We start from the raw sequence: 12,329 nt of genomic DNA on the forward strand, positions 1-12,329 counted from the left end.
ATGTATGGATGATTCAAATGTAAGCGCTTCATTCATCGACATTATAGCATCTTTTTCAGGCATGTCCAAAACAATTTACAAAATTTCATATTCGCGAAAATGAGTTTCTTAAAGGGTCGAAAATTAGCGTTAAGATTGTGTATTTAACGAAAATGATTACCAAAAAAAGGAGCTTAGCGCTCCTTTTGATATTTACCTTGCCAGGTATTCCTTTTTGCCATAAGTTTATCGATTTCATTCGTGACTACAATTTTACGTATCGTCCAAACTGGGGCAAGCAAATCATCCGCCATACCATCTCCAGTCAGTCGTGCGATCACGATATCTTCGGGGAGACGTTCAATTTGCTTCACAACAACATCCACATACTCATCACGTGTTAAAAGTGGAAACGGATTTTTTTGATATTCTGCGCCCAGTTTTGTGCCTTTAATAATATGAAGCATGTGTATTTTAACCATCTCAGGATGCATTTTCGCTAGATAATCGGCTGTTTCAAGCATCATCTCAGGGGTTTCCTGTGGAAACCCATTAATAATATGAACACAGGTACGAATACCTGCTGCTTTGAGTTTTTGAATACAGGTTGTGACTGATTCGAGATCATGACCCCGATTCATCCATTCTGATGTTTCTGGATGGATGGTTTGTAAGCCGATTTCGATGGTTAAATCTTTCTTACGACTCATTGATTCAAAATATGCAATCTTCTCATCATCCAAACAATCACTTCGTGTCGCAATATCAATCCCTACAAAGCGATCATCATCAAAGAAGGGATCGTAAAGCTTCTTGAGGTTTTCGAGGGAATCATGCGTATTGGAATAAGCTTGAAAGTATGCGATTTTGGCGGCGTCAGGCCATTTTTGAAGCATGATGTTTTGGCTGTGTTCAATTTGCTTCTCTAAATCAGGATTTTTTAAAATCATGTCTCCTGATCCACGGGAACTGCAAAAGTTACAACCGCCACTTCCGCACGTGCCATCGCGATTTGGACAGGTAAATCCTGCATCGATGCTTACTTTAAAAGCTTTTTGTCCATAAGTTTTTTTGGTAAAATAGTTATACGTTTGATAACGCTTGTTATCTAGGGAATAAGGATAAGGGTTGGTCATCGTAATACCTCCATAATACAATAGTCGATGTTATTGCGTGTAAACGTTTGATCTGTTTGGGTGAAGCCAAAGCGTTTATAGTATGAAATTTTGTTTGTACGCGCATTAAGAATGATGCGTTCGTTATATAATGATAGCACATGCCTTAATAACATGCTTCCATAACCTTGATTTTGAAAGCTTGGAAGGGTTGCGAATTTTCGCAGTTGAAGCGTATCATTATGATTAATGGCAGAAATCACTGCTATGCATTGGTGGTCCATAAAAAGACCATAATGCGTTGCGAGGGAGTCGTCCTCAGTTTGTGCCAAGTTTAAAGGTCCGTCAGGATACATTGCTTTGTGACGAATGGGTAAAACGTGGTCTATTGAAGTTGTTTGTATGGTAATCATGGTTATTCTCCTTGTGACATATTATACGGTAAATGGTAGAATAGATGTAAATAATTAGAAAATAGATTGAGGACTTTATGAAACAAGCACGACAACAAGCATCAAATATCAATGAAAATATCAACCCCATACAGCACGAAGCACGGGAATCCTTACGTTTAAATAAGTATATTAGTGATTCGGGGTATTGTTCACGTCGGCAAGCGGATCGTTTTATTGCGGAAGGTGTAGTAGCTATTGATGGTGTTACAGCTATAGTGGGTCAAAAAGTTGCTGCTGGGCAACGTGTGACGGTTGAAGGGAATCTTGTGACAATTGATGAAGAGAAGGTCTATATCGCTTTAAATAAGCCGCGTGGCATTACCTGCACAACCGATACCGCAATCGAAGGGAATATTTCAGATTTTATGAACTATCCAAAGATGATTTTCCCAATCGGACGTTTAGATAAAGATTCCAGCGGATTAATTTTACTCACCAATGATGGTGACATCGTTAATAAAATACTACGTGAAGAATACGGTCACGATAAAGAATACATCGTATCGGTCAATAAAGCGATTGATAAAGACTTTATTACCAAAATGTCTAAAGGGGTCGAAATCTATAACCAACAAACCCATCGTATGCAAGTTACCAATCCATCCGAAGTGGAGAGGGTTGCACCGAAAACATTCCGTATTATTTTAAATCAAGGCTTAAACCGTCAAATCCGACGTATGACAAAGGCATTGGGTTTTAAAGTTACAAGCTTAAACCGGGTTCGAATTATGAATGTTAAATTGGGTGATTTAAAAGTTGGGGAATGGCGCTATCTAAGTGTACAAGAACTGGAAGAAATGAATCAACGTATCCAAAACCGCTAATGAGCGGTTTTTTATTTACTCATAACCAAATATTATTGCGCGATAGGCATGAGTTATAAGCAATACTTATGACAAATACCTGAAATCCATGAAATTTTGTGATACAAGTTATTAATTTCACAATCACAAATGAAATAAATCACTTTTAAATCAAAAAAAGTGATATAAGAGCAGATTATGACTAAAGTGACGAAAACTCTTGAGTTAATTAGTTGAAATGTCATCGATACGTGATACGATTTATGAGCAAGGCAACGATTAGCCTTAAACATTTGATGATTATCCATGCGGTAATGCGCAACGATACGGGGATCTGATAATCAAATAAATGTAAGGTGTCGTTTGCATATTTGTCATTCATAGGAGGAGAACATGAAGAAGACAGAAAATATTATTGGATTTGTATTGCTTATCGCAGTATTCATCCTTGGAAAGAATTTTTTAGCGTCTGATATGCATTTATTCAGACTTGTAATGGGGATTGCATTAGGATATACATTAACACGTGCTGCAACGGGGTTTGCAGGAAGTGTGAACCGTGCCGCAAATACAGGTTCCACAAAATTAATGAAAACCTTAATGTTTATGTTCTTTATTACCACAGCATTATCCGCATCGTTTATGATTTTCCAAGATCCATCACAAATGGACTTATGGGTTAATCCAATTAATGGTGGCTTACTTGTTGGGGGTGTGCTTTTCGGATTTGGGATGGCATTCTCATCCTGCTGTGCATCCGGTGTTTTAACGGATTTAATTACAAGTTTACCACGTGCTTTAATTACACTTGTATTCTTTAGCTTTGGGGTCTTTATTGGATTCCCACTTCAAAAGCAAGGTTGGGTTGCGACATCATGGTTTGTATCTGAAGTTGGATCACAAACTGCAGGGGGTGTCTTCTTACCAGACCTCTTTAAATGGGATGGTCTTGGTGGATACCTTGGTGCTTTAATCTTAACGGCCCTTCTTTGTGGTCTTGTGGTTGTGCTCGCAAATAAATACGAAGCAAAACGTAAAAAAGAGGGTACATACACAGGTCATTTTGTGGAAAAAGGCCAAGACAGTATGGAAGCATTTGAAGTTGAGAAAGATTATGCTTTCCCAACAGAAAGTACTTATGAACGTCTTTTTGTAAAGACATGGACTTTAAAACAAGGTGCAGTGATCATCGCGATTCTCTTCACATTATTAATGGGTGTTACAAAAGCAGGTTGGGGTGCATCAACACCTTACGGATATTGGTTCGGTAAATTCCTAACACTCTTTGGTGTATCCGCAGAATCCCTAGGATCATTTGCGCAATTAGATCCAGCTGTATTCTCAAAACCATTCTTAGCAAACCCTGTAACGGTTCAAAACATGGGTATCCTTGTCGGAACTTCAGTATACTTACTGACAGCAGGTAAATTTAAAAATACATTTATGTCAGAATTACACATTACTGTAAAAGATGGACTCCTTTACGCAATGGGTGGTATCACTATGGGTGTTGGGACACGTCTTGCGAATGGCTGTAACGTTGGTGCTTTATATACACCGATTGCGAACTTCTCATTATCCGGCTGGGTGTTCCTTGTTGTGATGGTAATCGGTGGTTACGTAGGAAACAAACTTGCGAAACATTTACAAAAATAAAGTCTTAAAACGATAACTTAGAAAAGAAAGAGGATTCTACCATGAGTAAAAGAATATTAATTGTTGGAGGGGTAGCTGGAGGCGCTTCAGTTGCAGCCCGTGTTCGTCGTCAAGATGAACATGCGGAAGTCATTATGTTTGAACGCGGACCGAATGTGTCCTTCTCAAACTGTGCTTTACCTTATCACTTAAGTGGCATTGTCGCATCAAGTGATGACTTAGTCTTAATGACGCCCGAACAATTTAAAAAACAATATAACATCATTGCACGCACAAGCACTGAAGTTCTAAAAATTAATCGTGATGCGAAAACTGTAACGGTTAAAAATCTTGAAACGGGTGAAGAAATGGATGAAGCATATGACAAGCTTGTCCTATCACCAGGAGCAAGTGCAATTTTACCACGCAGTATCGAAGGCATTGACGGGGATAATGTCTTTACCGTACGTAATGTTGTCGACATTAAAAAATTAAACGGACATATCGTCAACAACAATATTGAAAACATTACCGTTGTTGGTGGTGGGTTTATCGGTGTTGAAGTTGCAGAAAACTTGCGTCATGCAGGTAAAAACGTAACACTTGTGGAAGCAATTGATCAAATCATGAGTCCGTTCGACTATGATATGGCACAAGTACTACATAAAGAAATGATGGATCACGGCATTAATCTGATTCTGGGTGATGGCGTTAAGAAGATTACAGAAACAAGTGTTGAACTGGGTTCAGGAACAATCTTAGAATCTGGTGCAGTTGTAATGGCAATCGGAGTTGCACCTGAAACAAGCCTTGCGAAAGCTGCAGATCTTGAAATCGGTGTTACAGGTGGAATTAAAGTTGATCACAATTACCTTACAAATGATAAAAATATTTATGCAGTGGGTGATGCGATTGAAGTCTTCCATCAAATCACTCGTAAACCAACACGTCTTGCACTTGCAGGTCCTGCTCAACGTCAAGCACGTGCAGCCGCAGATCATATGTATGGAATTCCTCATAACAATAAAGGTGTTGTTGGATCATCATGTGTACAAGTATTTGATTTGAACGCTGCATCAACTGGTCTTAATGAAAAAATGGCAAAGGCTAACGGTTTTGATTATGACTTTGTTTATATTATCCCGGGTGATAAAGTAGGGTTAATGCCCGATGCAAATCCAATGCACTTTAAACTCTTATTTGAATACCCAACAGGTAAATTACTGGGTGCACAAGCAATCGGTAAGGGAAATGTTGATAAACGAATTGATGTCATTGCGACAATGATTCAAATGGGTGGTACCCTTGAAGATCTTAAAGAAGTCGAATTATGCTATGCGCCACCATTTGGTACAGCCAAAGATGTTGTGAATCATGCAGCGCTTGTTGGTTTAAACCTTCTTTACGGTCGTTTCAACCAAGTTCCAGTAACGCAAGTTCGTGAATTGGTAGAGTCCAATGCATGCATTATCGATGTTCGTGAAGAACATGAATACGCATTAAGTCACCTTATCAATGCAGTTAATATTCCATTAAGCCAAATTCGTGATCGCTTGGATGAAATTCCTACAGATAAACCTGTATATTTACACTGTCGTTCAAGCCAACGTTCATACAATGCTGTAATGGCACTTCAAAACCTTGGTTTTGATAATGTGATTAATATTTCAGGATCATATCTTGGAATCTGTGTTTATGAATACTTTAACGATCAAGTCACAGGCCGTGATAAAATCGTTACAGAATACAACTTTAACTAAGGAAAATCTATGCGCAAAAGACTCAGTAAACTGGATATCTTGGCGCTTGCATTAGGTTCAATTATCGGTTGGGGATCGTTTACGCTCCCAGGGACCAAGTTCTTGCCCGAAAGTGGTGTGATTAACACTGCAATCGGGCTTATTCTTGGTGGAATCGCAATCATCTTTATTGTTCAAGGATATCATGTCATGATGTCTACCCATCATGAAGATGGTGGTGAATTCTCATATACGTACAATAACTTAGGAAAAAAACACGGTTTCATTGTAGGCTGGTTCTTAATTCTCTGTTATATCAGTATGGTTCCCCTGAATGCGACAGCATTTGTGCTTGTCGTGAAGAAACTTTTTGGATCTGTTGTAACGTTTGGATACCTCTATGATATCGGAGGAACCTCCGTATATCTCTCAGAAATACTTATCGCGAGTTCCATCATCATCGTGTTTGCTAAAATTAATATCCAAGGACTTAAAATGAGTTCAAAAGTTCAAAATGTGATGATTTTACTTACAGTCGCAAATATTATGGTAATCTTCACCATGATGCTTACCACACAAGGAACTTCCGTTTTAAAAGAATACTACATTACACCTTATACCTTTGATCTTGCTCAAATTGCGAAGGTTTTTGCGATTGCGCCTTTTCTCTTTGTAGGGTTTGATGTAATTCCTCAAGTTTCAACGGATTTAGACTTTAGTCCTTCAAAAGCTGTTCGAGTTACCATTCTTGCTGTATTTGCAGGTGTCGTATTCTATAATCTCAATAACATCACGACGGCCTTGGTCTTTGCCCCAAAAGCCGGTTTATTTGAAGAGTGGGCATTAGGGTCTGCAGTTTTAAGTCGCTTGGGATTTACAGCGTTTATCTTACTGTTGATTTCACTTGCCGGTGCTGTATCGGGTGGGATTAATGGCTTTATGCTTGGGGGTAGTAAACTTATTGGGGCATTAGCTCAATATAAACTCATTCCTGAAAAGTATAACTATGAAAACCAAAATGGTATGTACACGAAAGCAATACGCTTTATTACCATAGTAAGTCTTGTTGCTCCATGGTTCGGACGTGAGATGATTATTTATATCGTCGATATGTCATCGCTTCTAGCGGCCATTGTTTATTTCTATGTGTGTATGATTAGCTATCGAAAATCATCGGGACATGCTCGAAGATTAAGTGCTGTGGGTGTGCTAGTAAGTCTTGTCTTTGTAGGACTTCTTGTTCTACCGGGATCACCAGGACAACTCCAGTTACCTTCATTTATCTTTATGATTATTTGGTCAGCACTCGGTGTTTTCTATTATTTTAAATATCAATAATACTTTAGGTTAAAGCGATGCAGCTTTAACCTTTTTTATCGTAGATTAAAAACCCAAAAAAGTGTTTAATTATGTGACACGACATTTTCGTTAAGTTTCATGAATTAAAAGGGTATAATAGAAAAGAAAAGAGGAATTCCATGAAACGTAATGCAGCTTATTTAACCATCGCAATTCTAATCTCAAAAATATTAGGTCTTGTAAGAGGGCTTGTTTTATCGTATTTTTACGGAACATCTATGGTATCCGATGTTTACTTTACTTCATGGAGTATTCCCAATGTAATCTTTGGATTTGTGGCAATTGGACTGGTAAGTACGTTTATTCCGGTTTATATTCGGGCGACTGAGGAACAGGATGAAGCAGTCGCAGATCGTTACATGAGTGATGCACTCAATCTGATTACAATTTTAGCCTTAGTTCTAGTCTTGTTGGGTCTTGCCTTTACGAAAGAACTGGTACTTATTTTCGCGCATGGGTATACAGGTGCTAAACTGGAACTTGCGGTTCGCTTTACCAAAGTTACACTTCTATCAATCTTCTTTATCGGAGCACGTTCGATATATGAGAGTTATCATGAGATTCATAATCGCTTTCTTATTGCACCGATAGGAAGTTTTATTATGAATATTGTGGTTATTCTATCCATTTTTATGAGCGTGAAAACGGATATCATGGTCTTGCCTATTGGGATTTTTATTTCAAGTGTTATTCAATATCTCTTTGCTTTCATTACATCAAAAGGTAGAGGGTTTAAACGTCGTTTAAGCTTTGATGTTCGCAATCCCTATGTAAAGATGATGACGGTGATGGCAATTCCAATCATTTTGGGTGCTTCGATTGATCAAATTAATCTTGTTATTGATCGCACAATTGCCTCCACGTTTGTTGATGGATCGATTTCCGCCATCAGTTATGCATCGCAAATCAATGATGCGGTATTGGGTGTTTTCGTTTCAACGATGGCGACAGTACTCTATCCAACCCTGGTGGGGAATGCGGTTCGTAATGAAACGGAACAACTCAAGGGAACCGTTACAAAAATATTAAATGTTGTTAATTTATTAATGATTCCTGCATCGATTGGTATTATGGTGCTTTCAAAACCGATTGTGATGATGCTTTTAGGGCATGGTCAGTTTGATGATCAAGCGATTGTAGTTACAGGTACAATTCTATTTTTCTATGCTTTGGGTCTTGTGGCTTTTGGAATGCGTCAAGTTTTAACGAAAACCTTCTATGCATTGGAAGATACCAAAACTCCGGTACGGATTGGTGTTGTGTCCGTCGTCACAAATATTCTATTAAATCTTGTACTTTCGAAGATAATGGGGGTAACCGGTCTTGCTCTTGCGACAACATTGGCTGCATTTATCGGTTCGCTGTTACTCTATAATGCTTTGCGCATACGCTTAGATGGTTTGAGAACCGGTCAGTTTATTCGTTCATTCTCTAAAACGGCGTTCGCCTCACTTATAATGGGTTTTGCGGTTTATGCCATCTATTATCCAACCATCCTCAGTGATATCGGAAAAAAAGGGGTCGTGATTGCGATTGGCTTTGGTATTGCGGTCTATATGCTGGTGATGCATTTTATGGGTGTACCTGAATATGATGAAATTATAAAAAAACGAATCAAGGCTAATGCATAAAAAACTTCTTTGAAGAACACGTTTTGTTCTTTTAAGAAGTTTTTTTATCGAGATAATTGGATAAGGTATCAAGTTGCCATCTACGTTCAATTGAACGTTTGCTGCGTTTTCCAACTTGTACTGCTTTTAATGCATAATCTGCACATTGGATGCCATGTGCTTTAACTTGTGTTGTTCCTGCGGCATGACCACTGGCTCTAAGTAAATAGACGTGTTCTGTTTTTGTGAGCTCCCGTGCACGCTCATGTGCCTTTAAGGCGCGTTTTCGTGCTTCATCTGTCGCCATGGTTCCTTCTACCCAATCTCGAGTAGCTTTAAGGGATGCGCTAGCATGTACATCTTTGTAGCGACAAAGGGTTAAGGCATGTTCAAGGCAATCTCCAGCCCACATCACAACGATGTGTTTTGGTGCTTCTTTTAAAAGCGATTCTAATAATTCTGTATCAGTCATGTTTGATGTCTTGGATATACTGTCCATAGCCTTCCTCTTCCATTTGATCAAGTGGAATAAAACGAAGTGCTGCGGAATTGATGCAGTAACGAAGTCCTCCAAGTTCATGAGGGCCATCGTTAAAGACATGACCAAGATGTGAATCTGCATTTAAGGAACGCACTTCGATACGTCGTGTTTCATCTTCAACCTCAAGCAATGCATCAATCGGTTTTGCGAAAGCAGGCCATCCGCAACCCGCATTAAATTTATCGTTTGATAAGAAAAGGGGTTCGCCGCTTACAATGTCGACATAAATTCCGGGCTCATAAAAATCATCATAGGCTCCGGTAAACGGTGCTTCAGTAGCACTGTTTTGGGTTACTTCATATTGAAGTGGTGTGAGTTTATTTTTTAAATTCATCTTTATGTCCTCCTGAATTAATTATAGACCAATGTTGTATCTTAAACAATTCTTAAACATTTGACCCGTTGGTTTTTAAACAGTTACTCCCTATAATAGAACTAAGAGGTGACAAGATGGCAAAAATTTTGATTTGTGATGATGAACGAGATATTGTGAACGCATTAAAAATTTATTTATCACAAGAAGATTATATTATTTATGAAGCATTTAATGGCGTCGAAGCATTGGAGATTCTTGCACAAGAGCATATTGATCTTGTGTTATTGGATATTATGATGCCTGTTATGGATGGGTTGGAAGCGATGATGCACATTCGTAAAACAACGACAATACCAATTATTCTTCTGACCGCAAAGGGGGAAGACACAGATAAAATTTTAGGATTAAATGTAGGGGCTGATGATTACATCACAAAACCGTTCAATCCAATGGAAGTAATCGCACGGGTAAAATCACAACTTCGTCGTTATACACAATTTAATCAGGGTTATGTTGAGACATCACACATATTAAAAGTAGGTGGTTTGGAACTTAATGATGAAACCAAATCGGTAAGTATGGATGGAAAACAGGTTCGTTGTACGCCTACAGAGTTTGATATCTTAAAGTTTTTGATGGAGCATCCAAACCGTGTCTTCTCACCCAAGCATATTTATGAACATGTATGGCGAGACCACTCTTATGGTGCGGAAGGAACGGTTGCAGTTCATATTCGTCATTTAAGAGAAAAGCTCGAAATTAATCCGTCAGAACCCCGTTATTTTAAAGTAGTGTGGGGGCAAGGGTATAAAATAGAAGGAGAACTAAAACATGAATCCGAATAAACGCAAACATTTTGTAATCCGCTTCGTATCGGCAGCAGTCTTTATCGCATCATTAAGTGGATTTGCCGGGAGTATCTATGCATTGGTTAAGATGCAATCCTTGCATGTAAACAGTATGGCTCCGGAAGCAGTACGGGAATATGTTTTTAATGAAACTGCGCAAGAACAAATTCATTCTTTACTTCGAATGTCATCATTTGATAATGTGTCCGACAAGCGCTTTTCCGGAGGAATTAAAGATACGGAAACATCCGTAGTGTCACCCAATCATTTTTTTAAAATCTATCATTCGGACAATACGCTTTTATACAGTAAAGAAACCCCTTCGAAGTCTGGATTTATCACAGTCTATACTCTTTCGGATTATCAAAGCGTGGATGAATATGATGATTACGGTAATTACATAAAATCTCAGATGATTCAAAAAGAATATAAAGTTGAAAGTCAGATTGTAAAGGGGGCACATGATGTTTTCTGGTTCTATGAAATCTTAATCACCAAGCTCTTAGAAATAGGCTATCGACTGTATGGAATACTGATTGTCTCTGCCTTCTTAATGCTTGCTTCATGGGTCACTTTCACAAAACACGCAGGGATACGTAATGATGAAGGCACAATCGAACAGAATCCTTTTGATCGCATTCCTTTAGAACCCTTTGCACTTTTATATTTATTCGTTTTTGGATTTTCAATCAGTCTTATTGGCGAGAGTGTAAATCTGTTCTATCGTGATGTTCCCAATGCATTTCTCATGGGTAGCAGTATAACATTCCTCTTATTAGGCTTGTCATTTATTTTTTATAATTCGTTTATTAAACGTATTAAAGCTAAACAGTTATTGGTGAACTCATGGATTTATCGATGGGGATATTTACCGATAAAACGTCTCTATAAATCATCGTTCCAAAATCGTGAACTGATTCTTAAAGTTTCTATGATTGTGGGAGCATCTTTATTGTTCGATTTCATAACGATGACCTCAATCTCCAATCATAATAACGGCACCATGATCTTTTTCTGGTTACTTAAAACAGGAGTGGTTGTTTATTTTATCCTAAAATTTACTTTGGATGGTAAAGTGATTCGAGATGCGACACACGCGATGGTTTCTGGAAATTTAGATGAGCCTCTTGATACAACAAAATTCCATGGTGTCTTGAAAGATCATGCACACGATTTAAATCAACTTTCAGATGGGATGCATCTTGCGGTTGAGAAACAAATGAAATCAGAACGCATGAAAACAGATTTGATTACAAATGTTTCTCATGACATCAAAACCCCACTGACCTCAATCATTAATTACATTGGACTTCTTGAACAAAAATCGTTTGAAGATCTTGAAGTGCAAGAATACTTAGATGTTCTTTCCAGACAATCTTCACGACTTAAGAAATTAATTGAGGATTTGGTTGAAGCATCGAAAGCAAGTTCAGGATCCATTCATCTTAATCAAGAAGATACCGATCTTAATGTCCTTTTAGATCAGGTCATTGGTGAATACCGTGATCGCTTTGATCAGAAACAATTAGAACTCGTCTTGACTCAGGATGTTGTTCATGCGAATTTAGATGGGAATGTCCTCTTTCGTATTCTGGATAATTTGTTTGGAAATATCTGTAAGTATTCCTTAATGCAATCTCGGGTTTATGTCTCACTAAAACACATTGATCAGAATGCAGTTCTTGAAATTAAAAACATTTCAGATGTATCCCTAAACATCAGTGCGGATGAATTAATGGAACGATTTGTACGTGGGGATGCATCCCGAAATACAGAAGGTAGTGGTCTGGGACTTTCAATCGCAAAAGCCTTAACTGAAGTAATGGGAGGAGACTTGAAGTTGCAAATTGATGGCGATCTCTTTAAAGTCAAATTAAGCTTTCCACTACAGTGACATGCTTCGTTTTCTCACGTATAATAAAGTGAAGG

At 38.2% G+C, this 12,329-nt stretch carries 11 protein-coding genes; 7 read left to right on the forward strand and 4 right to left on the reverse strand.

From position 1 onward, the window contains the following. Positions 1 to 173: 173 nt before the first annotated feature. Both LLS04_RS04840 and LLS04_RS04845 read right to left on the reverse strand, forming a co-directional pair. Positions 174 to 1,115, reverse strand: a complete 942-nt coding sequence (locus LLS04_RS04840; RefSeq protein WP_323610555.1) for a TIGR01212 family radical SAM protein — start codon at positions 1,113 to 1,115, stop codon at positions 174 to 176. Next, entirely contained in the window at positions 1,112 to 1,507 is a 396-nt protein-coding gene (locus LLS04_RS04845) for a GNAT family N-acetyltransferase (protein WP_323610557.1), read from the reverse strand. Before LLS04_RS04845 ends, LLS04_RS04840 begins: the two co-directional genes overlap by 4 nt. Positions 1,508 to 1,584: 77 nt before the next feature. Between LLS04_RS04845 and LLS04_RS04850 the strand changes: the two genes are divergently transcribed. The 5 genes from LLS04_RS04850 to murJ all read left to right on the forward strand — a co-directional run bounded on the left by LLS04_RS04850 (position 1,585) and on the right by murJ (position 8,716). Beyond that, positions 1,585 to 2,373, forward strand: a complete 789-nt coding sequence (locus LLS04_RS04850) for a pseudouridine synthase (protein WP_323610559.1) — start codon at positions 1,585 to 1,587, stop codon at positions 2,371 to 2,373. A 372-nt stretch (positions 2,374 to 2,745) separates the two neighbouring features. Beyond that, complete coding sequence (locus LLS04_RS04855; RefSeq protein WP_323610560.1) at positions 2,746 to 4,008, forward strand: YeeE/YedE family protein; 1,263 nt, start codon at positions 2,746 to 2,748, stop codon at positions 4,006 to 4,008. Between the two features lie 41 nt (positions 4,009 to 4,049). Continuing rightward, on the forward strand, positions 4,050 to 5,747 hold the full coding sequence (locus LLS04_RS04860) for an FAD-dependent oxidoreductase (RefSeq protein ID WP_323610561.1): 1,698 nt from the start codon (positions 4,050 to 4,052) through the stop codon (positions 5,745 to 5,747). Between the two features lie 9 nt (positions 5,748 to 5,756). Beyond that, on the forward strand, positions 5,757 to 7,064 hold the full coding sequence (locus LLS04_RS04865; RefSeq protein ID WP_323610562.1) for an APC family permease: 1,308 nt from the start codon (positions 5,757 to 5,759) through the stop codon (positions 7,062 to 7,064). 140 nt (positions 7,065 to 7,204) lie between these two features. Then, on the forward strand, positions 7,205 to 8,716 hold the full coding sequence (gene murJ, locus LLS04_RS04870) for a murein biosynthesis integral membrane protein MurJ (RefSeq protein ID WP_323610563.1): 1,512 nt from the start codon (positions 7,205 to 7,207) through the stop codon (positions 8,714 to 8,716). A gap of 31 nt (positions 8,717 to 8,747) precedes the next feature. Here the strand turns inward: murJ and LLS04_RS04875 are convergent, their stop codons facing one another. Continuing rightward, positions 8,748 to 9,194, reverse strand: coding sequence for a putative immunity protein (locus LLS04_RS04875; protein WP_323610564.1), 447 nt, complete (start codon positions 9,192 to 9,194; stop codon positions 8,748 to 8,750). Next, positions 9,160 to 9,570 (reverse strand): peptide-methionine (R)-S-oxide reductase MsrB, encoded by a 411-nt coding sequence (gene msrB / locus LLS04_RS04880; RefSeq protein ID WP_323610565.1) that lies wholly within the window; start codon positions 9,568 to 9,570, stop codon positions 9,160 to 9,162. Before msrB ends, LLS04_RS04875 begins: the two co-directional genes overlap by 35 nt. A gap of 116 nt (positions 9,571 to 9,686) precedes the next feature. Between msrB and LLS04_RS04885 the strand changes: the two genes are divergently transcribed. Both LLS04_RS04885 and LLS04_RS04890 read left to right on the forward strand, forming a co-directional pair. Beyond that, a complete protein-coding gene (locus LLS04_RS04885; RefSeq protein WP_323610566.1) occupies positions 9,687 to 10,397 on the forward strand; it encodes a response regulator transcription factor in 711 nt (236 codons plus the stop codon). After that, positions 10,384 to 12,294, forward strand: a complete 1,911-nt coding sequence (locus LLS04_RS04890; RefSeq protein ID WP_323610567.1) for a sensor histidine kinase — start codon at positions 10,384 to 10,386, stop codon at positions 12,292 to 12,294. The genes LLS04_RS04885 and LLS04_RS04890 overlap by 14 nt, the downstream gene beginning before the upstream one ends. Positions 12,295 to 12,329 lie beyond the last annotated feature (35 nt).

The sequence above is a fragment of the Erysipelothrix enhydrae genome, from assembly GCF_035066605.1.
Taxonomy (GTDB): domain Bacteria; phylum Bacillota_I; class Bacilli_A; order Erysipelotrichales; family Erysipelotrichaceae; genus Erysipelothrix; species Erysipelothrix amsterdamensis.